The organism is Haloarcula pelagica, from assembly GCF_030127105.1.
GTDB classification, from domain to species: domain Archaea; phylum Halobacteriota; class Halobacteria; order Halobacteriales; family Haloarculaceae; genus Haloarcula; species Haloarcula pelagica.
The window spans coordinates 2998549-3020245 of the sequence record NZ_CP126161.1; the positions used below are offsets into that span (position 1 = coordinate 2998549).

16 protein-coding genes and 1 pseudogene are annotated in these 21697 nt (G+C 68.3%); 4 read left to right on the top strand and 13 right to left on the bottom strand.

Annotated features, from left to right (window positions below):
- Positions 1 to 23 precede the first annotated feature (23 nt).
- Positions 24 to 266, bottom strand: coding sequence for a BolA/IbaG family iron-sulfur metabolism protein (locus P1L40_RS15905; protein ID WP_284008442.1), 243 nt, complete (start codon positions 264 to 266; stop codon positions 24 to 26).
- A gap of 49 nt (positions 267 to 315) precedes the next feature.
- Positions 316 to 1374, bottom strand: a complete 1059-nt coding sequence (locus tag P1L40_RS15910) for a TrmB family transcriptional regulator (protein ID WP_284008443.1) — start codon at positions 1372 to 1374, stop codon at positions 316 to 318.
- A 165-nt stretch (positions 1375 to 1539) separates the two neighbouring features.
- Between P1L40_RS15910 and P1L40_RS15915 the strand changes: the two genes are divergently transcribed.
- The gene (locus P1L40_RS15915) at positions 1540 to 4113 is read left to right on the top strand and encodes a beta-glucosidase (RefSeq protein WP_284008445.1); all 2574 of its coding nucleotides are present in this window, start codon (positions 1540 to 1542) and stop codon (positions 4111 to 4113) included.
- Between the two features lie 210 nt (positions 4114 to 4323).
- Here P1L40_RS15915 and P1L40_RS15920 read toward each other — a convergent pair whose 3' ends face one another.
- On the bottom strand, positions 4324 to 5382 hold the full coding sequence (locus tag P1L40_RS15920) for a TrmB family transcriptional regulator sugar-binding domain-containing protein (protein WP_284008447.1): 1059 nt from the start codon (positions 5380 to 5382) through the stop codon (positions 4324 to 4326).
- A gap of 171 nt (positions 5383 to 5553) precedes the next feature.
- Here P1L40_RS15920 and P1L40_RS15925 point away from each other — a divergent pair, with 171 nt between their 5' ends.
- Both P1L40_RS15925 and P1L40_RS15930 read left to right on the top strand, forming a co-directional pair.
- Positions 5554 to 8124: a beta-glucosidase gene (locus tag P1L40_RS15925; protein ID WP_284008449.1), complete on the top strand. Its 2571-nt coding sequence runs from the start codon at positions 5554 to 5556 to the stop codon at positions 8122 to 8124.
- A gap of 97 nt (positions 8125 to 8221) precedes the next feature.
- Positions 8222 to 9757, top strand: coding sequence for a hypothetical protein (locus P1L40_RS15930; RefSeq protein ID WP_284008451.1), 1536 nt, complete (start codon positions 8222 to 8224; stop codon positions 9755 to 9757).
- Here the strand turns inward: P1L40_RS15930 and P1L40_RS15935 are convergent.
- The 5 genes from P1L40_RS15935 to P1L40_RS15955 form a co-directional block, all read right to left on the bottom strand.
- Entirely contained in the window at positions 9754 to 10164 is a 411-nt protein-coding gene (locus P1L40_RS15935; RefSeq protein ID WP_284008452.1) for a CoA-binding protein, read from the bottom strand. The two genes, P1L40_RS15930 and P1L40_RS15935, sit on opposite strands and share 4 nt — an antisense overlap.
- A 47-nt stretch (positions 10165 to 10211) precedes the next feature.
- Positions 10212 to 11213, bottom strand: a complete 1002-nt coding sequence (locus tag P1L40_RS15940) for a patatin-like phospholipase family protein (protein ID WP_284008454.1) — start codon at positions 11211 to 11213, stop codon at positions 10212 to 10214.
- Entirely contained in the window at positions 11206 to 12069 is an 864-nt protein-coding gene (locus tag P1L40_RS15945) for an SDR family oxidoreductase (RefSeq protein WP_284008455.1), read from the bottom strand. Before P1L40_RS15945 ends, P1L40_RS15940 begins: the two co-directional genes overlap by 8 nt.
- 73 nt (positions 12070 to 12142) lie before the next feature.
- Entirely contained in the window at positions 12143 to 12670 is a 528-nt protein-coding gene (locus tag P1L40_RS15950; RefSeq protein WP_284008457.1) for a hypothetical protein, read from the bottom strand.
- A gap of 141 nt (positions 12671 to 12811) precedes the next feature.
- Complete coding sequence (locus tag P1L40_RS15955) at positions 12812 to 13186, bottom strand: winged helix-turn-helix transcriptional regulator (RefSeq protein ID WP_284008458.1); 375 nt, start codon at positions 13184 to 13186, stop codon at positions 12812 to 12814.
- Between the two features lie 206 nt (positions 13187 to 13392).
- Between P1L40_RS15955 and P1L40_RS15960 the strand changes: the two genes are divergently transcribed.
- Positions 13393 to 14811 (top strand): FAD-dependent oxidoreductase, encoded by a 1419-nt coding sequence (locus tag P1L40_RS15960; RefSeq protein WP_284008460.1) that lies wholly within the window; start codon positions 13393 to 13395, stop codon positions 14809 to 14811.
- Between the two features lie 33 nt (positions 14812 to 14844).
- Here P1L40_RS15960 and P1L40_RS15965 read toward each other — a convergent pair whose 3' ends face one another.
- The 5 genes and pseudogenes from P1L40_RS15965 to P1L40_RS15990 form a co-directional block, all read right to left on the bottom strand.
- Positions 14845 to 16254 (bottom strand): dihydrolipoyl dehydrogenase, encoded by a 1410-nt coding sequence (locus tag P1L40_RS15965; RefSeq protein WP_284008461.1) that lies wholly within the window; start codon positions 16252 to 16254, stop codon positions 14845 to 14847.
- Between the two features lie 57 nt (positions 16255 to 16311).
- A pseudogene (locus P1L40_RS15970) lies at positions 16312 to 17539 on the bottom strand (iron-containing alcohol dehydrogenase family protein).
- 6 nt (positions 17540 to 17545) lie between these two features.
- Positions 17546 to 18499, bottom strand: a complete 954-nt coding sequence (locus tag P1L40_RS15980) for a ring-cleaving dioxygenase (RefSeq protein WP_284008464.1) — start codon at positions 18497 to 18499, stop codon at positions 17546 to 17548.
- A 67-nt stretch (positions 18500 to 18566) separates the two neighbouring features.
- Positions 18567 to 20414, bottom strand: coding sequence for a molybdopterin biosynthesis protein (locus tag P1L40_RS15985; protein WP_284008466.1), 1848 nt, complete (start codon positions 20412 to 20414; stop codon positions 18567 to 18569).
- Positions 20411 to 21628, bottom strand: a complete 1218-nt coding sequence (locus P1L40_RS15990; protein ID WP_284008467.1) for a molybdopterin molybdotransferase MoeA — start codon at positions 21626 to 21628, stop codon at positions 20411 to 20413. The genes P1L40_RS15985 and P1L40_RS15990 overlap by 4 nt, the downstream gene beginning before the upstream one ends.
- Positions 21629 to 21697 lie beyond the last annotated feature (69 nt).

The following is a 21697-nucleotide window of genomic DNA, read 5'->3' on the forward strand; positions in this document are numbered from 1 at the left end:
CTGGAGTGAAATGGCTACCGCCGTCAGTTCGCTTCCGCGGGGGTTTCGGTCGTCAGCTCGATGGCGTGGATCTCTCTGGTCAGGTGCTCGCCCAGGGCGTCGTGGACGAGCTGGTGTTGCTCGACGAGGGACTTCCCCTCGAAGGCCGGCGAGACGACCTCGACCGCGTAGTGTTTGTCGTCGTCGGGGTCGCGGGGCGTGGTCACGGTCGCTGTCGCGTCCGGAAGTTCGGCCTCGATGAGATTCTTGACCTCGGTTTCGTCCATGCCGTTGTCCAGGGCACGGTCGGGGAAAACGGTTGCTGGTGTCCCGGTTTCACTCCAGCGGACGGAGCGTCACTTCGGTCGCCTCGTAGTCTTCGAGGAAGGCACCGATCCCGCCGACGGTCACCGTCTCGTCACCGGTGTCGAGCGTCAGCGAGTTCTGCATCCCGAACTGTGCGCCCGTCGGCTCCACGAAGTTCTGTGTCACGCCGACGACCTCGCCCGTGAGCGGCGACGGTCGGTCCCGCGTCCCGGTCGGTCGGGCCGACATCTCCGCCTGGACCGGCCGCCCCTGGCGCGTGTACAGCGCCGCGTCGTACACCGACGACCGGAACCCGTCGTACGTCCGTGGGAGCGACGAGGGCCGACGGAGCACGAGTTCTTCCGAGGCCGACCAGATCGTCCCGAGGAACGCACTCTCGACGGCGACGGCGACCGACTGGTTGTGGAAACTGATCGCCTCGGCGTCTCCATGTTTCCAGTCCAGCAGGGAGGACGGGGAGATGATCCCGGTCGACTGGTCGATCGTGAGATAGACCGTCATCCCGCGCTCCCAGGACTTGCTGACCGTCGCGACGCGTTCGAGCACCGACGCCGGCAGGTCGGCCGTCGACCCGCCGACGGCGAGCAACACGAGCACACCGCGGTCGACGGCGGCCGCGAGTTCGTCCGCGAGCTCGGGTAACACGTCCGCGGGTACGGTGATGAACAGCTCCGACTCGGCGGTTCCGATGAACTGCCGGAACCGGTCGTACAGCGTCTGGCGAGAGCGAACGACCGACAGCGAGTCGAATCCTTCCGCGGGTTGCTCGTAGCGGTCCGTGACCGCCGAGATGGTCTCGCGCATCGTCTCGACGCGGTCGCCGAGTACTTCTTCGGGCGGCCGTGCGCGGATCGTCGTCGGGGACTGGTGGCGGTCCACGCTGACGACGCCGTGCTGTTCCAAGGTGTCGGCGATGTCGTAGACGTAGCTCGTCGACACGTCGGCCGCGGACGCGACCGTCGACGGCGTGGCCTGCCCCCGCTCGACGACGGCGAGATAGACATCCGCCTCCGTCTCCGAGAACCCGAACCGCTGGAGCCGCTCGACGAGTTCGGAATCGCTGGGCATGGCGCGCCTTACGCACCCCCGCTGATAAGCGTTGTCTGCCGCCGTGTTGTTTCCGACATCTAAAACGCAGAACGAAAAGATTCGGAAATATTAAAAAATATATTCCATTTTTGCGCCGGAAAAGTGGGCAAATGTTTAAGTAACGGGCCGAATTGTCTGCTATCGATGGTGGACGATACTGGCAATCGAACTGACGATGGCACACGACGAACGACACGGCGGGGGTTCCTGCGGGGGAGCGGCGCTCTCGCCACGGCGGCACTACTGGGCGCTGGTGGCACGGCCAGCGCCGAACACGGCGGGACACCGGACATCGCTGCGCTCGTCGACGACATGACGCTCGACGAGAAGGTCTCGCGGACACACGGTGGCTCGGGCGGCCCGAGCGGCATCGCGGGGTATCTCCCGGGTGTCCCGCGGCTCAACGTCCCGGGGATGGCGATGGCCGACGGGCCGCCGGGGGCATCGCTCGGCTCGCCGACGACGGACTTCCCGCACCCGATCAGCGCCGCCGCGACGTTCAACCCCGAACTGGCGACCCAGCAGGGCCGGGCCATCGCGCGGGAGGCCAAGTCCGGCGATGTCGACATCCTGCTCGCGCCGTCGATGGATCTGTTCCGGGTCCCGCTGCACGCACGGGCCGGCGAGACCTACGGCGAGGACCCGCATCTCGCCAGCGAACTGGCACGGGAGTACACGACTGCGGTCCAGTCGGAGGGGGTCGTCGCGACGCTGAAACACTTCGTCGCGTACAACCAGACGAGCACCACCGGCTCGGTGTACGACTACTTCTCGACCTCCGAACACAACGTCGTCGTCGACGAGCGGACCCTCCGGGAGATCTATCTCCGGCCGTTCCACGAGGCCATCACCGAGGGGGACGCGGGCGCGGTGATGCCGGCGTACAACCGGATCAACGGTATCTTCTGCTCGGAGAACGACGACCTGCTCGACGACATCCTCAAAGACGAGTGGGAGTTCGACGGGATGGTCATCTCGGACTGGGGCGGGACACACAGCACCGTCCACGCCTCGGTCAACGGGCTGGACGTGGAGATGCCGTCGGCGAACTACTTCGGCAGCACGCTCGCGGACGCCGTCGAGAGCGACCGGATCGACGAGGAGACGGTCGTCGACGGGATGGTCGAACGCGGCCTCCAGGCCCAACACGAGATCGGGGCCCTCTCCGGGAACCGACTCGGTAGCGAGCCCGCACGCGGGACCGAGGAACACTTCGGCCTCGCACAGGAGATGGCCGAGGAGGCCTCGGTGCTGCTGAAAAACGAGGGCGACACGCTCCCACTCGACGACGAGATCGACGAACTCGCCATCGTCGGTCCCGACCCCACGGCGTTCAAACAGAGCGTCGGCGGGAGCGACTCCGTCACGGCGATCCGCCGGATCGCGCTCCACCAGGGCATCGAGTCGGTCACCGAGGACACGACCGTCACCACCGTCTCGACGCGGCGCCCCGAGTCCGTCGGCCCGGACGCAGTCCAACCGACCCAGGACGTGGGTAGCGGTTTCACCGCGGAGTACTTCGACAACGGCGACTGGTCGGGCAACGCCGTCAAGACACGGACCGAGGAGACGGTCGATCTCACGCAGTCCGATGTCGACGCGGTCGACAGCGACACCGTCTCGGTCCGGTGGAGCGGGACCCTCGTCGCGCCGGAGTCGGGCACCTACGCGCTCGAACTCACCAGCCAGGCCACCGGCACCGTCGCCGTCGACGGCGAGCCGGTCATCCGGAACGAGGGCGGCGGCTTCTTCGGCCCGAAGACCGAGGAAGCGACCCTGGAACTCCAGTCGGGCACCGAGTACGACGTTCGGGTCGAGGCCGCCGGCTCGCCGCCGGTCACGCTGGAGTGGACGACGCCGTCGGCTGTCGAGGACGCCGCGGCCGCCGCGGGCGACGCTGACGCCGCTATCGTCCTCGCACAGACCGACACGTTCTACGGTGACGACCGCCACGAGTTCGCGCTGCCCGGGAACCAGAACGCGGTGGTCGACGCCGTCGCCGCCGAGTCCGACGACACCGCGGTGGTGCTCAACACGGAGTCACCGGTGGCGATGCCGTGGGTCGACGATGTCGACGCGATCATGGCGGTGTGGTTCCCCGGCCAGGAAGGCGGGCTCGCGGTCGCGAACCTGCTGTTCGGTGAGGTAAATCCCTCGGGCAAGAGCCCGGTCACGTTCGCGGAGTCGCTGTCGGACTACCTGCCCGGCGAAGTCGCGACGCTGCCCGATCCGGGCCGTGCTTACCCGGGCGTCGAGGGGACCGTCCACTACGACGAGGGTGTGTTCGTCGGCTACCGACACTTCGACGAGGCCGGCATCGACCCGCTGTTCCCCTTCGGCCACGGCGAGTCCTACACTTCCTTCGAGTACGGCCCGGTCAGGGCGACGCCGTCGTCGGTCGCCGCCGGCGACAGTGTCACCGTCAGCGTCGAAGTCGAAAACACGGGCGACCACGACGGGAAAGAGGCAGTCCAGGTGTACGCGGCCCCGCAGAACCCGGCCATCGAGCGGCCGCCGAAGGAACTCGCCGGCATCCAGAAGCTCTCGATCGCGGCCGGGGAGACCGAGACTGCGGAGATCACGGTCGACGCCGACGCCTTCCGGTACTGGGACCCAGAGACGGAACGGTGGACCGTCGATCCCGGCCAGTACGACCTTCTGGTCGGTGCGTCCTCGCGCGACATCCGTGGCGAGACGACCGTGCAGGTGCGGGAGTAGCGGTCAGTAGAACGTTCGGAGGGCTCTCGATAGCCCATCCGACGGCGGCCAGGTAGTCGTCCGTTTCGTCCCCTTCGGCGCTTCAACTCCCGAAAAATGCGCTCGACACCACGTGGAACCGGAGACAGCCGAAACACGGTTCCGACACTCTGTCGTCAACGGTGGTTTGTTGAGGTAGCAAAATTCCGTAGCTAAACGCGTCGTCCTGTTTCACTCGAAGGACCGCAGCGTCACCTCGGTGGCTTCGTAGTCCTCGAAGAAGGCTCCGACCGCACCCACGGTCACCGTTTCCTCGCCGGTGTCGAGCGTCAGCGAACTCTCCAGTCCGAACTCCGCGCTTCTCGGTTTGACGAAACCCTGTGTCACGTCGACTACTTCTCCGGTGAGTGACGACGGTTCCTCGCTGGTCCCAGTCGGCCGAGCCGATATTTCGGCCTGCACTGGCCTCCCCGTTCGGGTATAGATAACCGCGTCGTACAACGATGCCCGTAGTCCCTGGTAGGTTCGGGGGAGTGGCGACGGCCGTCGGAGCGCGAGTTCCTCGGAGGCCGACCAGATCGTTCCGAGGAACATCCCCTCGACAGCGGCGGCGACCGACTGATTGTGGAAACTGACCGCCTCCGCGTCGTCGTGCTTCCAGTCCAGCAGCGAGGGCGGGGAGATGATTCCGGTCGACTGATCGACCGTGAGATAGGCCGTTATCTCCCGTCCCATGGACCTGACGACCGTCGCGACGCGTTCGAGCATCGACGCCGGAGGCTCGGCTGTCGACTCGCTGATAGCGAGCAACACGAGCACACCGCGGTCGACGGCGTCCGCGAGTTCGTCCTCGATCTCCGGGAGTGCGTCCGCTGGGAGCGTCATGAATATCTCCGACTCTGCGTTGTCGATGAACTGCCGGAACCGATCGTACAGCGTCTGTCGAGAGCGGACGATCGAGAGCGCGTCGAAGGCTCCGGAGGGCTGTTCGTACCGCTGGTCGACCTTCGAGACGGTTTCACGCATCGTTTCGACGCGATCGCCCAGCACCGCGATGGGTCGATGCGCACGGATCGTCGTCGGCGACTGGTGGCGGTTCACCTTGACGACCCCATACTGTTCGAGGGCATCGGCGATGTCGTAGATGTAACTCGGGGATACGTCGGCCACCGTCGCGACCGTCGACAGCGTGGCCTGTCCGCATTCGACGACAGCGAGATAGACGCTCGCCTCCGTCTCCGAGAGCCCGAACTGCTGGAGTCGCTCGACGAGTTCGGAATCGCTGGACATGGCTCGATTTTATCAGCGACTCTGATAAGCGTTACCGGCCACGTGGCGGGTGTTAGTTTCTCAGTTCTGAAACGGAACGAAAAGATTCGGGAACGTTAAAAAAATATATTCCAATTTTTTAGCGTATAAATGGGTAAACGTTTAAATCTCGGGCCGTTTTGTCTGCTATCGATGGTGGAAAATACTGGCGACCTCACTGACGATGGCACACGACGAACGACACGGCGGGGGTTCATGCAGGGGACAGGTGCCCTCGCGACCGCGGCGCTGTTGGGGACGACGGCCAGCGCCGAACACGGCGGGGAACCGGACATCGCCGCGCTCGTCGACGACATGACCCTCGACGAGAAGGTCAAACGGACCCGCGGTGGGTTCGGCGGGCCGAGCGGCGTCGCGGGGTATCTCCCGGGGGTTCCGCGGCTCAACGTTCCAGGAATGGCCATGGCCAACGGGCCAACGGGCGCGGCGGTCGGATCACCGGCGACGGACTTCCCGCACCCGATCGGCGCTGCCGCGACGTTCGACCCTGACCTGGCGACACAGCAGGGACAGGCGATCGCCAAGGAGGCTAAATCCGGGGATGTCGACATCCTCCTCGCGCCGTCGATGGACATGTTTCGTGTCCCGCTGGACGCTCGTGCGGGCGAGTCGTTCGGCGAGGACCCACACCTCGCAAGCGAACTGGCACGCGAGTACACGACGGGGGTCCAGTCTGAAGGTGTCGTCGCGACGCTGAAACACTTCGCTGCGTACAACCAGACGAGTACCACAGGCTCGGTAACCGACTACGCCTCGCTCTCCGAACACAATGGAATTATCGACGAACGGACACTTCGGGAGGTCTATCTCCCACCGTTCCGTGAGGCGATCACCGAGGCTAACGCGGGCGCGGTGATGGCGGCGTACAACCGGGTCAACGGCATCTACTGCACGGAGAACGACGACCTGCTCGACGACATCCTCAAAGACGAGTGGGAGTTCGACGGGATGGTCATGTCGGACTTCGGGGCCACACACAGCACCGTCTACGCGTCGGTCAACGGCCTGGACGTTGAAATGCCCCGGGAGAACTACTTCGGGAGTACGCTGGCTGACGCGGTCGAGAACGACCGAGTCGACGAGGAGACCGTCGTCGACGAGATGGTCGAACGCGGGCTCCAGGCCCAACACGAGATCGGCGCGCTGTCGGGCGACCGGATCGGCAGCGAGCCCGCACGCGGCATCGACGACCACTTCAGCATCGCACAGCAGATGGCCGAGGAGGCGTCGGTCCTGCTGAAAAACGACGGGGAGACGCTCCCACTCGACGACGGGGTCGACGAACTCGCGCTCGTCGGTCCCGATCCGACAACGTTCAAACAGGGCATCGGTGGGAGCGACACCATCACCGCGATCCGCCGGATCGCGCCTGCACAGGGTATCGAGGCGATCGGTGAGGACACGACCGTGACCACGGTCTCGACGCGGCGTCCCGAACCAGTCGGTCCGGATGCCGTCCAGCCGACCGAGGACGCCGGCAACGGGTTCACCGCGGAGTACTTCGACAACGGCGACTGGTCGGGCAACGCGGTCCAGACACAGACCGAGGAGACGGTCGATCTCACGCAGTCCGACGTCGACGCGATCGGCGCCGACACCGTCTCGGTCCGATGGAGCGGGACGCTCGTCGCCCCGGAGTCGGGCACCTACGCGCTGGAACTCACCAGTCAAAGTACTGGCACCGTCTCCATCGACGGTGAGCCGGTCATCCGGAACGAGGGCGGCGGGCCGTCGTTCCTGGGCCCCCAGACCGAGGATGGCTCGATAACTCTCCAGGCCGGCACCGAGTACGACATCCAGGTCGAGGCCGCCGGGTCGCCACCGGTCTCCCTGGAGTGGACGACGCCGTCGGCTGTCGAGGACGCCGCAGCCGCCGCGAGTGACGCGGACACCACGATCGTCCTCGCACAGACCGACACGTCCATCGGCGGCGACCGCCAGACGTTCGCGCTGCCCGGGAACCAGAACGCGGTGGTCGACGCCGTCACCGCGGAGGCGGATGATACTGTCGTCCTGCTCAACACGGAATCGCCGGTGGCGATGCCGTGGGTCGACGACGTCGACGCGATCATGGCGGTGTGGTTCCCTGGACAGGAAGGTGGGCTCGCGGTCGCGAACTTGCTGTTCGGCGAGGTGAACCCGTCGGGGAAGAGCCCGGTTACGTTCGCAGAGTCGCTGTCGGACTACCTCGCCGGCGAGATCGCGACGCTGCCTGATCCCGGTCGGGCCTATCCGGGCGTCGAGGGCACTGTCCACTACGACGAAGGGGTGTTCGTCGGCTACCGACACTTCGACGAGGCGGGGATCGACCCGCTGTTCCCGTTCGGCCACGGGGAATCGTACACCTCCTTCGAGTACGACACCCCGTCCTCGCCATCGTCGGTCGAAGCGGGCGACAGCGTCACCGTCAGCGTCGAGGTCCGCAACACCGGGAGTCGCGACGGCAAGGAAGCCGTCCAGGTGTACGCGGCACCGCAGAACCCGGCCATCGAGCGCCCGCCGAAGGAACTGGCCGGCATCCAGAAGGTCTCGGTCGCGGCGGGCGAGAGCGAGACTGCGGACATCACGGTCGACGCCGACGCCTTCCGGTACTGGGACCCCGAGACCGAACGGTGGACCCTCGATCCCGGTCAGTACGACATCCGAGTCGGTGCGTCCTCGCGTGACATACGTGGCGAGATGACCGTACAGGTGCGCGAATAGCGGCCAGTAGACACTCGGAGGCACGTCTCCGGTCCCTCGTCGTTTTGTGACGGGATACCCCCGAATTGCTTATCTTCTCACCGGTCGTCCGGGACCTATGAATTCCGACGATCGAGAGGGTGTCACGGTGCCTGACCGACATCGGCGACGCTTTCTGCAGGCGCTCGCGGCGGCCGGTGCGGCGGGCGTGGCGGGCTGTCTCGGTGGCGGCGACGGCGGAGACGGTGGCGGGGGCAGCGGTAGCGGTTCCGGCGGAAGCGGCGACGGAGGCGGTGGGCCGTTCCCCACTCCCCCAGGCGGTGCCGTCGACGGCGAGGGCGGTCAGTTCGTCGCCGACGAGTCGGCGCCGTTCTTTCTGGACAGCGGAACCGTCCAGACGACCTTCGACGCCGAGACGACGCCCGAGACGGATCTTCTGGAAGGTGAGGCGCTCGGTGCGCTCTCGGAGTTCGACCTGGAGGCCCACCGGTACACGTTCGACGCGACGCTGCTCGGCGAGGCCGGGATCGACCCCGAGCCAGGGCGCGTGCTCTGGATCTCCGGGCTCTCCCTGCGTCGGGTGACCGACGTGGCCCGCGAGGGCGACCGCGTCGTCGTCGACACCGAGTTCGCGGCGCTGAACGAGGCGATCCAGGACGGCGAAGTCGGCTGGGACGCACAGTTGGGGTTCGACGCCGGCCAGACGAACGAGCGGTTCGAAACGACGACGGAGAACGCGGCCGTGTCGGAACCGCCGGCGCGGCCGGTGACCAACGCGGCACTCGTCGACGTGACCGCACTGGACCAGGCGGGAAACGCCCTCGGTCGGCCCGAAGTGGTTCAGCAGGCCAATCGCGAAGTGCTGGAACTGAAGTTCACGCAGGGGAACACCGACTACGTGTTCGGGCTGACGCCGATGGGCAACTCCGTCCGACTGAAAGCCGAGATGACCGCCCCGTCGGGTGCGCCCGCGACGATGCGGTTTACCGGTGTCGGGGAGGCGAAAGCGGTCCAGGCCGGCGGTCGCGTCGACTACGCCGGCGGCGAACTCCAGCAAGCGGACATCGACGCCAACGGCCTCGAAGGTGAGATCGTCATCGACATCGCCGCGACCGGGACCGGCGTCGAGGGGCCGACGGAGATCCCGCTGCCCGGCGGGTTCGCGTTCAAACACATCTTCATGGCCGGCCCGGTCCCGATCACCGTCGAGACCTCCATCCGACTGAAAGCGAACATCAACGTGGTCTCGGAGGCCTCTGCGACCGCGCGTTCGCGGTTCACCTTCGGCGGCGACACCGGCTTCGCCTACGACGGGACGAGCGTGACGCCGAAAGCGAAGATCGGGACGTTGAACATCAACCCGGAGAGCGCCGACTCCGGCGCCCTGTTCGGCCAGCCGGTCAGCGCCGGCTTCGGTGTCGCGTTCCCCCGGGTCTCGGTCAGCATCTTCGAGCAGATCCTCATCCCCTACATCGAGGTCGGGATGGCAGTCAACACCGAACTCACCTGGGGGCCGGTCTGTAAGAGCGCGTACATCCAGCTCGTCGTCAACGGCGGCTACGACATGAAGATCCTCGGGGTCGAACTCGCGAAGTTCAAGACGACACTCGCCGAGGAGACGCGGCGCGGCGGCGAGGAGTGTGCGGGTAGCTAACTCATCAACTGCTGGTGGGTCGGTTTCATACAGCGGTCCTGGACGACGCGGAGGCCGGTGGCCTCGGCGCGTTCGACTGCCTCGTCGTCGTGGATTCCCAACTGGAGCCAGACGACCTGTACGTCGTCGCGTTCCAGTACCTCGTCGACGATGCCGCTGACCTCCTCGCTGGGGCGGAACACGTCGACGATGTCGATGTCGCCGGGTACGTCCGCCAGCGAGTCGTAGGCCTCGCGACCGAATATCTCGTCGGCGAAGGGGTTGATCGGGACCACGTCGTACCCCTGTTCGATGAGGTACTTCGGGATCTCGTGGGCGTCTTTCCCCGGTGTCGTCGAGCAGCCGACGACCGCGACGCGGTCCAGTTCGAGTATCTCTCGGAGGCCTGCATCGTCAGTGACTGGCATACCTGACGGTAGGGCCGGCGAGGGTAAAACAGATGCGACGAGGTGGCTCACTCACCGGCGCGTTCGGCGAGGAACGCCCGGCCACGCTCCCGGCCGAGGTCCTGTAACGCCTCGATGAACTGCGGGTTCCGGTCGACCTTGGTCGCATAGCCGAGCTGCTCGCCCAGTTCGATCCGGCGGATCTCGGTGTGCGTGAACTCCGCGGCCGGGAGGGTCCCGTCTTCGACCCACTCGTTGACGCGTTCGATGAACCGCAACTCCTGGTTCAGCGAGAGGTTGCCCGACAGTTGGTTCCGACGGTCGGCGATGGCGTCTGCGGTCCGTGGCTCGCCCTCGAAGCGCTGTGGGTTGATCTGGACGATCCACAGTTCCTCGGGCTTGTCCGCCGGCGGGACGTGCATGAGGTCGTTGATCGGCGGGTTCTGTGAGAACAGGCCGTCCCAGTGGAGGTGGCCGTGGATCTCGACGGCCTCGAACAGCGTCGGGACCGCCGCGGAGGCGAGGACGGCCGGGACCGTGACGCCCTCGTTCGTGAACGTCTCGAAGTACCCCTCGTTGACGTTGACCGTCCCGACGACCAGTTCCGGCGCCGCGGCCGTACACAGCCCCGGGATCGCCTCGAAGCCGATGTGTCGCTCCAGGATCGACCGGAGACGGGCCTTGCCGACATCGGGCCAGGGGAGCTGATACGGGGTGACGTGTGGCAGCGGGTAGCCGGCGCTTTCCAGGCGATTGACGCCGGTCAGCCAGTCGTTCGTGGCCCGGTCCGCGGGCGTCGTCGCCGCGATGTCGTCCCAGAGTGCGGTGACGAGTTCGCTGGCCCGGGCCCGGCCGTCGGTGAGCAGTCCGTACCACGCTGCCAGAGCGTTGAACGCCCCGCCGGAGGTCCCGCTGATGCCGACCAGTTCGTCGCCGTCGTCCCAGTCGTCGAACAGGGCACAGAGGACGCCTGCGGTGAAGGCGGTGTGACTCCCGCCGCCCTGGCAGGCGATGGCGACACGGGTCGGGTCGTCGTCCGCCGACACGGGGCCGTCGGCCGTGTCACTCATACGTGTGGGTGTAGCCGCCGTCGAACAGCAGATCGCCGCCGTTGAGGTGTCTCGCGTGATCCGAGAAGCCGAAGACGAAGAGGTTGGCGACTTCCGCGGGGGTCATCATCTCCTTGGTCCGGGCCTGGCCCAGCATCACGTCCTCGACGACTTCCTGCTCGGAGATGCCCCGCTCCCGGGCGGTGTCCTCGATCTGGTCGACCATCAGCGGGGTGAGGACGTAGCCAACACTGACCGAGAAGCCGCGTAACGTCCCCTCTCCTTCGGCGGCGATCGACCGCGTCAACCCGGTGAGGCCGTGTTTGGCAGTGATGTAGGCCGGCTTGTCCTTCGTCGCGTAGTGGCCGTGGACCGAGGACATGTTGCCGATGGCGCCGACGCCGTCGTCGGTCGCACGGATGCGAGGCATGACCTCCTGGGCCAGTTTGAACGGCGCGCGCAGCATGATGTCGAGCAGGAGGTCGTACTTCGACATGGGGAACTGGTCGATACCGGCGATGTGCTGGAGCCCGGCGATGTTGGCGGCGTACCGAACGTCGCCCTCCTCGGCCGCAGCCTCGACGACGGCCTCGATGTCGCCGTCGTCGGTCAGGTCCGTCTCGACGCCGTGGAAGACGCCGTCGACGCCACAGTCGGCCGCGATGTCGTCAGTCTCGGCCAGCCCGTCGGTGTCGATGTCCGCACCGACCACTGTGAGGCCGTTGGCCGCGAGCGCGACCGCCGTCGCGCGACCGATGCCGGAGGCGGCCCCCGTCACGATGGCGACCGTGTCGGGCGAGAAGTGCGGGTCGTCCAGGACGAGCAGGTCGTCGTGTGTCAGCGCCGGCGCGCTGAGGTCGAAGGTGGAGTCTGCCATCTGGTGTCACTCGTCTCGGATGACACACGCCTCCACATTAACTACCCCTCACGCCGGCGTGAGCTGGCCCCGATCAGTCCAGAAACAGGCCGGTTCCCGGGACTCGTGCTCCGTCGTCGGGAAGCCGTTCGAACCAGCCGGCTTCTGCAGCCCGGTCGGGACCGTCGTCGACCGGCACCGCGGGTGCCTGGCCGTCGACCGACGGTGACGCCGCGAGGACGACGAAGTGGCGCGTCGCGGTCCGGTCGGTCTCCCTCGAACTGAGCCGGTGGCGCCAGCAACCGGCGACGCTCTCGATACTGATGTCCAAGCCGGTGTTCGTCCGCACCCACTCGCGCGCCGATTCGGCGAACGACGCCTCGGGTGCGACGTTGCTCGACGGAAGTTTCCAGGAACAGTCCTCGGTGACGCGCATCACGAGAGTCTCGCCGCCGGTGGTGACGCCGACCGGCGCCATGTCCGGCGCGTCGGCGACGAACTCGACGGTCTCCTCGTCGACGACGGCTGTGTCCTCGGTGACGGACACGTCGCCACTGTCCAGGAGCGTGTCGGGGTCGGTGATCGAATCGATCGGACGGTCGTCGATATCGTGTGTTGTCATCTGTGTGGTTTGTCTGGCGTCGGTCGAGCTGTCGGTACCAGGCCGGAGTGAACGAGTTCGGGGACGTGTCTGCGTCGGACGGCGTCACGAGCGCCGGACACCGCTCTACGGCCAACCGCGACAAGAGTGTGGTGGTGTGAACTACCGGACGCCGCTGTCGGGATCTTCGGGCGCTTTCAGGTGTTGCTCGCCCCACTCCGCCATCGACAGGATGACGGGCTCCAGTGACGTGCCCCGGGAAGTCAGCGAGTACCGCACCCGGAAGGGCTGTTCGTTGACGACCGTCCGTTCGACGATCCCCTTCTCCTGGAGGTCGTCGAGGCTGTCGGACAGCACCTTCGAGGAGATGCCGTCGACGTTCGTCTTCAGTTCGTTGAACCCCGACGGCCCCGACTCCAGCAGTCGGTGGACGATGACCGGGTGCCACTTCTTACCGATCAGCGTCGCGGTCGTCGTGATCGGACACCACTCCTCGCCGGCACACCACACTTCGAGCCGTTCCGGTGTGTCGCTCATACCGCCGGCTCCGACCGCCAGCGGCATATAGTTACGTCTAGTAAGCTGGTATTACTCTGTAACCCGATCTGTCGGTCGGAACCCCGGCGTGACCGGACGTGTGACGGAGCCCGGAGACGACAGGGTGATCGACGATCGACCGTCCGCTCGGGTGTGCACTCCGAGGCAACTCAACAGTTACGTACAGGGATGCCGACAGTTCCGGTATGGCAGACCCGTTCGTCGTCGTCGGTGGTGACGCCGCCGGCCTGAGCGCCGCAAGCAAGTTCGCCCGCGAGCGTCCCGACGGGGACGTGATCGTCTACGAGAAGGGTCGGTGGATCTCCTACGCCCACTGCGGGACGCCCTACTACGTGAAAGGCGAGGTCGAACACGTCACCGACCTCCTGTCGCTCACCCCCGCCGATGTCGCCGACCGCGGCATCGACCTCCGGCGGGAACGGGAGGTCGTCGCGGTCGATACCGACGAGCGGACCGTCACCGTCGTCCACAACGGCGAGCAGTCCGTCCAGCCCTACAGCGACCTCCTCGTCGCGACCGGCGCACGCGCGGTCAGCGACCCGGTCGACGGACACTCCCTGGACGGCGTGTTCACGCTCCACGGCATCGACTCGGCGTGTGCCATCCGGGCGGCGCTCGCCGACCCGGGGACCGAACCGGTGGACACCGATGTCGACGCAGTCGACCGCGAGACGGTCGAACGATACACCGCCTGGGACCCGCCGGAGACGGTCGCGGTCGTCGGCGGCGGCTACGTCGGCGTCGAGATGGCCGAAGCGTTCCGGGCACACGGCGTGGAGACGCACGTCTTCCAGCGCTCCGGCCACCTGCTTCCGCCGTTCGGCGACGCGGCCGGCGAGCGGGTCGCCGACCACATGCGCGAACAGGGGGTGACGCTCCACCTGGACTGCGCCGTCGAAGAACTGGCCGGCGGCGAACGGGTCGAGACCGTCGTCCACGAGGACGGCCGACTGGCCGTCGACCTCGTGTTGGTCGGCATCGGGATCCGGCCCAACACCGAACTGCTGTCGGGAACGCCGGTCGAAATCGGCGACTCCGGCGCGGTCGCGACCGACGAGCACGGCCGGACGAGCGTCGATGGTGTCTACGCGGCCGGCGACTGCGCGGAGGACCGTCACGCCGTGACCGGCGAACCGGCCTGGGTCCCGCTGGGGTTGACGGCGAACCGCGCCGGTCGCGCCATCGGGCAGACCGTCGCCGGCGACCCGAGTCCGGTCGGCGACATCGCCGGGACGGCCGTGGTCAAGGCCTTCGACATGGAGTGTGGCCGGGTCGGGATCATCGACCACGAGCGGGCCGAAGCGGACGGGTTCGATCCCGTCTCCGAGACGATCACCGCCGGATCGCGGTCGGGCTACTACCCCGGCGGCGACGAGACGACGGTGACCCTGACCGCCGACCGCGAGAGCGGGCGCCTGCTCGGTGGTGCTATCACCGGCCGCGACCGAGCGGCCATCCGCATCGACACGCTGGCGACGGCCATCGAGCGCGACACGACGGTCCCACAGCTCGAACGGCTTGATCTGGCCTACGCGCCGCCGTTCAGTCCGGTGTGGGACCCGGTGCTGGTCGCCGCGAAGGTGCTGAACGGGCACCTGGAGTGAACGGGCGACGGCCTCGGCGACCCGCCGAACCGTTCAGTCGCCGTGCTCGTGGTGGTGAGCGTGGCCGCCACCGGGTCGGTGGAACTGGCCGGCGAACGCGCGGTGGACGACCTCCGAGAGGGCGGGGTGGACGTGGACGGTGTCGGTGATATCGGCGACGGTTCCGCCCGCGCGCATCACCGGCAGGACCTCGTGGAGTAGCGTCGACGCCTCGGGACCCAGGACGTGACAGCCCAGGATCGTCCGGTCGTCGGGGTCGACCAGGACCTTCACGAAGCCGTCGGTCTCCTTGAGCGCGTCGCCCATCGCGGTATCGGCGTAGTCGTACGTCCGGACGGCGTAGTCCCGGTCGGCGTCCCGGAGAGCCTGCTCGGTCTCGCCGGCGCCGGCCACCTGCGGCGAGGCGAACACCGCGTGGGGCATCGCCGTGTAGTCGACCGCCTCGTCGGGGCCGTCGAGCAACAGGTTCCGGGCGACCGTGCGGGCCTCGTGGTTCGCGGCGTGACGGAACTGGTAGCGGCCGAGGACATCCCCCAGCGCCCAGACGCCGTCGGCGGTCGTCGCCAGCGTGTCGTCGACGAGGACGTAGCCGTCGTCGTCGGTCTCGACGCCCGTGTTCTCGACCGCCAGGCGGTCGGTGTTGGGTGTGATCCCGGTGGCGACCAGCAGTTCGTCGGCGACCCGCTCAGTTTCGCCCCCGTCCGGGCCGGTCGCGGTCACCGCCACCCGGTCGCCGCGTCTCTCGACGGCCGTCGCTTCGTGACCGGTCAGCACCTCGTGGCGCCGGCCGAACACCTCTGTGAACGTCTCCTGGACCTGTTCGTCCTCGTCGGGCAACAGCCGTTCCCGGCGGCCGACGACCGTCACGTCGGTCCCGAAGGCGCCGAAGTAGTGGCCCAGTTCCGCCGCGATGTAGCCGCCGCCGACGACGATCAGGCTTCCGGGACGGCGGTCCAGCCGGAGCGCCTCCGTACTCGTCAAGTATTCGACCGCGTCGATGCCGTCGATGGCCGGGACCTCCGGGCGACAGCCGGCGGCGATGACGACCGTGTCCGCGGTTATCTCCTCGTCGTCGACGGCGAGCGTCCGGTCGTCGACGAACCGGCCCTCAGTGTGGTACAGCGTGTGGTGGCTGGACTGTTCGAGGCCGTGCTCGATCCCGCCCGCGTCCTCGCTCACGGCTTCGTTCACCTCGTGGACGCTCCCGGCGAAATCGACGTGCTCGACGGTGGCGTCGATGCCGAACCGGTCGGCCGTCCTGATGGTCTCCATCACGTCCGCGCGGTGGACGAGCATCTTCGAGGGGATACAGCCGCGGTTCAGACAGGTCCCGCCCAGCGGCCCGTCCTCGACGACGGCGACGGTCTGGCCACGGTCGACGGCCGCCGACGCGACGCTCAGGCCCGCCCCGGAGCCGATGACGATGAGGTCGAACTCCTCCATACGGTCTGATGAGTGTCAACGCACCTATAACTACTGCAGGAGTCGAGTCGGTGGTGGCTACCACGCCGCGTCGAGGATCGCCTCGATGGCCGCTTGCGTCAGATCGAGGCTGGGCGGCGCGTTCGCCACGAACGCGTCGTCGAGGATCGCCGCGGCGACGGCGGGGAACTCGTCCCGGTCGGGGCCGTCGACCTCGCGGAGTCGGGTCGGTAGCGCCAGCGCACCGGCCACGTCCTCGACGGCGCCGACGACTCCCGCGGCGGGGTCGGCCGTGTCGGCCACCCCCAGCGCGTCGGCCAGCAGGTCCCGCCGGCCGTCGACGGCGTCGAAGAGGTGCCGGAGGACGTGGGGCGCGACGATCGCGTGCGCGGCGCCCTGCTGGACCGGGTACGTGCGCGTGAGTCCGTGGCCGAACGCGTGGATCAGCGAGAGCGTCGTCGTGTCGGGCCGGGAGATCCCGTACTGGACGAGCACGATACCCTGCGTTAGCGCCCGGTACACCCAGGGGTCGGGTTCCGCCGTCTCGGCCACCGAACCAAACGCCAGCAGCCCGCGCTGGAGCAGTTCCAGCCCGCGGCTCGCCGTCGCGTCGGTCACCGGCGTCGCCGTGTTCGCGTACAGCGTCTCGATCCCCTTGTCGAAGCCGTTCATCGCCGATCCAGCCAGGACGCTCTCGGGCGTCGTCGCGATCAGTTCCGGGTCGTAACAGACCGCAGCGGGCATCAGTGCCCGACCGGAGAGTCCGCCGCTGATGGGCCGCTCGACGGGACACGTGGCCGGATCGGCGGTGACGCCGGCGACCTGTGTGAGGTCCGCCCCGGCCAGGGTCGTCGGCACCGCCACGACCGGCGGGAGCCCGGAGTCGGGCACACTGATCCCCCGCTGTCGGCGAGTTCGGCACCGGCCGCTTCCGGCGTCGTCCCCGCGGCGACGAGCACGGCGGTGACCTTCGCCACGTCGAGGCTGCTGCCACCCCGACGGCGACGATGGCGTCCGCGTCCCGGTCCGCGAACGCCCGGCGCGTCGCCAGGGCGGTCCCGAGTCGCTTCTGGGGCGTCGTCTCGGCGAACACCCCCGCCAGCCGGTCGCCGAGGCCGGCTCTCACCGGGTCCATGACGGCCGGTGTCGATCCCACGGTTTCGCCACAGACGACCAGCGCACGCTCGCAGCCGTGGGCGGCGAGTTCCTCGCCCAAGTCGCCGGCAGCGCCAGGGCTGTACCGCAGCACGGCAGGCTCGTACTCGAACCGGAACGGCTCCGCGAGTCGCTCTGACTCGGCGACCATCGGTCCTCACCCATCTCCCGGGACCGTCGGGCCGTCGAACGCCGGTAGCTGCGCTTCGATGGCCTCCCGGTCGGCTTCGAGCCACTCGGGCAACACCAGCGAGGAGCCGAGGTCGGCTAGGGCCTCGTCGGCGGTAAAGCCCGGCTCCGGCGTCGAGAGTTCGAACAGGACGCCCCCGGGCTCGCGGGCGTACAGCGCGTGGAAGTACGACCGGTCGACGATGTCGCTCGTCCGGATGTCACGCTCGTGGTAGGCTGTCCGGAACTCGCGTAACTCCGCGACGCTCTCGGCCCGGAACGCGACGTGGTGGACCGTTCCGACGCCCATCCGCCCACGGTCGGCGTCGGTCTCGACGAGGTCGACGACGGCGGCGAACCCGCCCGGCCCGCTCCGGTAGCGGTGTCGCCCGTCTTCGGTGCCGTCCTCTTCGAACCCGAGCACGTCGGTGAGCACGTCGGCCGTCGGGCCGAGGGACTCGACGGCGAGTGTGACGCTGTGGAACCCCTGCAGTTGCCGGTCGGCGGGGACCGGGCCGTCGGGCCACGGGACCGCCGGTGACTCGCCACCGGCCGCGACGAGTTCGAGCCCGATCCCGTCCGGGTCCTCGAACCGGAGGACTGGCTCGCCGAACCGCTCGGCCCGCTCGACCGCGACGCCGTTCGTCTCTAGCCGGTCGACCCAGTAGTCGACGGCGGCTACCGGAATCCGGTAGGCGATCGCCCGTGTCTGGCCCGCCCCGAACTCGCCCCGTCGCCCCCGTTCGGTCCAGGGGAAGAACGTGACGTTCGTCCCCGGCGTCCCCTCGTAGTCGCCGAAGTAGAAGTGGTACGTCCCCGTGTCGTCGTGGTTGACCGTCCGCTTGACGAACCGCAGACCTAGCAGGCCGACGTAGAAGTCGGCGTTCGCCTGCGGGTCGCCGGCGATGGCGGTCACGTGGTGGAGGCCCGTCGTTACTGGCATACGTTGACGTAGCGCGCCCGGACACGTGTATCTTCGCTCACAACCGACCGATCGCCAGCGGGGACGCTCACTCAGTATCGGTCTCCAGGAGCTCCCGGAGTCGCTCGACACTCGGCTTCTCCGTTCGGTCGGGGTGGGCGAGGACCGTCACGGTCTCGGTCCCCAGCGGGACGAACCCGAGATCGAGGTCCACCGCCGTCGATGCGAGCCCGAGTCCGGCGTCGGCGGCACCCGAGCGGACCCGGCGGGCGGGGCTCTCGTGGCCCTTGGTCGTCAGTTCGTAGCCGTCGACGGCGTGCCTGATCGTGGCTGGCTCCTCCCCTCGGTCGGCTGCCAGCGCGTCGAGCGCCGCGTCGAAACTCGCACGCAGGCCCGAACCCTGCTCTCTGTTCACGAAGCCGACATCGCTGTCCACGAGGTCGTCCAGTCCGGAGACGGCCGCCTGCGGGTCGACGATCAGGCCCCACTCGCGCTCCCACGAGCCCAGGACCGTCGCCGCTTCGGGCACGGCGTCGGGACCGCTGACGACAGCTACGTCCGGGATGCCCGCTTCCAGGCGACGGGTCGCCTCACGGGTCCCGACGGGGAGATAGCGCGGTCGCTCTAGGCGGTCGAGCAGCTCCGAAAGCCGCGGATCGGCCTCGCCGACGCCGAGCAGTGTCGGCGGCCGGACCGACGGCGAGAACAGCCGCACCTCGACGTGCTCCCCGACCGCGAGGTAGTCCGTGTCGGCGTCGACAGTGACGGTTCCGTCGGCTTCGACCAGGCTCGTCGTCGCGCCGCTACCCTTGTCGACCGGGTAGACGAGCGTCTCGCCGGTGGCCGTCTCGACCAGTCCGACGGGGACGAGCCGGTGGCGCCCGTCCTGGCTGCGCTCCCGGACCGCCATCTCGCCGGTGACCGTCGCCGTCCGCGGCTCCGCGAGCCCGGCTGCCGACCGCAACCGCGGTGCGACGAACGTCCGGAAGATGGTCAGTGCCGACACCGGGTAGCCGGGCAAGCCGACGTAGGCCGACTCCCCGATGGTCCCGACGAGCATCGGTTTCCCCGGCTTGATCGCGACGCCGTGCAGACGGAGGTCACCGCGTTCCTCGATGACGCGATAGATCACGTCGACGGCGCTGGCGCTCGTCGACCCGGAGGAGAGCACGAGGTCACAGTCGTCGGCGGCCTCGTGGAGCACCCGCTCCATCTCCTCGAAGTCGTCGCCGGCGTGGGGGTAGACCACCGGCTCGCCGCCCGCCGCCTCGACGCCGGCCGCGACGGTGTAGCTGTTGACATCGTAGATCTCGCCGGCGTCGCTGTCGACCGGTTCGCCCGGCCGGACGAGTTCGTCCCCCGTCGAGATGATCCCGACGCGCGGGCGGCCACGGACCGGGACCGAATCGACGCCCAGGGCCGACAGCAGACCGATCTCGCGCGCGGTGAGTTCCGTGCCGGGGCCGAGCGCACGCGCGCCGGCGGCGATGTCGGCGCCGGCGACCAGTACATTCTCGCCCGGCGTGACCGCCGTCCGCACTGCGACGCCGGCCTCTGTCTCGTCGGTCCGTTCGACGATGACGACCGCGTCGGCACCCGGCGGCATGACGGCGCCGGTCGAGATCTCGGCCGCGACACCCTCCCGGACAGTCACGTCCGGTTCCTCGCCGGCGTGGACGGCCCCGGCGACGGAGAGTTCGACCGGGTCGACCTCGCTCGCGCCGACGGTGTCTGCCGCTCTGACCGCGTAGCCGTCCATGCTCGCCCGGTCGAAGCCGGGGACATCGAGCGTCGCGTCCACGCGCTCGGCCAGGACCCGTCCCCGCGCGTCCGACAGCGGCACCCGTTCCGGGTCGGGGTCGATCGCCAGGTCCTCGACGACCTCGCGTGCGCGCTCGGGCGGCGCCAGGTCGCGAAACTCCCGCCGGTCGCTCACTGTGACCACTCCCAGTACTCGACTTCGACCGTCTCGCCCGCTGCGTACCCCTCCGTCGACTCCGGGACGACGACCCACCCGTCCGCGAGGGCGACGCTTGAGAGGACGCCCGCGCCACCGCTCCGGATCGGCGTCGCGGTCGGTTCCGTCTCGCCCTCGTCGAGTTCCACCCGGACGTAGCTGCGTGTCCCGGGTTCGCTCGTGAGTTTCCGCGCCAGACGCGCCGTCGTCGTCGGCGGGTCACGGACCGGAAGGTGACCGACTCGTTTGAGCACCGGCCGGAGGAACTGGACGGCCGTGACGATGCAGGCGACGGGGTAGCCCGGCAGATTCAGGACCGGCGTGTCGTCGACGACGCCGAGTGCGACCGGGTGGCCCGGTTGCAGCGCGACGCCGTGGACCAGTACCTCGCCGAGGTCGTCGACGACCTCCGGGAGCAGGTCGCGGTCGCCGACGGAGGACCCCCCGGTCGTCACGACGACATCGTGGTCGGTGTCGCGGTCGATCGCCGCCCGGAGCGCGTCGGTGTCGTCGGTGACGATCTCCCGGTCGGTCGCGACGCCGCCCCAGCGCTCGACGTACTGTGCGACGGTCTGTCCGTTCGTCTCGACGATCTCTCCGGGGTCGGGATCGTCCTGGACGAGTTCCTCGCCGGTCGGGATCACGCTCACGCGCGGGCGCTCGTACACGAGTACGTCGTCGTACCCAGTCCCTTTCAGTAGACCCAGATCCGAGGGGCGGAGCCGTGTCCCCGCGTCGTACAGGTGTTGGTCCGCCGCAACGTCTTCGCCAACCGGGCCGACGTTGGTTCCGCTGGCAACCGCGGTGAACACCGCGACCTCGTCGCCGTTCCGCTCTGTCCCCTCGACTCTGACGACCGCGTCCGCCTGCTCCGGGAGGAGGCTGCCGGTGTGGACGCTGACGGCCCGCTGTGGTCCGGCTCGTTCCCCGATCGCAAGCCGAACGGGGGACCGCTCGCTGGCCCCGTGTGTGTCGGTCGCTCTGACCGCGTACCCGTCCATCGCTGCCCGGCGGTAGTGGGGAACGGGTCGGTCCGCGTCGACTCCCGTCGCCAGCACGCGCTCGTCCGCCCGTCTCACGGGCACGCGCTCGGTCCGCGACAGCGGCGAGACCACCCGGTGAACCTCCGATCGCGCTGCCTCGACGCGGGTCTTCCGCTTGAACCCCGCAGTCCGGCGCTCCTCGTCGTGCATACTCGCGTCTGCGGGTCCCAGATACAAACGCTCTCGGGACCGGTGGCGCTGTACCGGCATCGGGTGGGC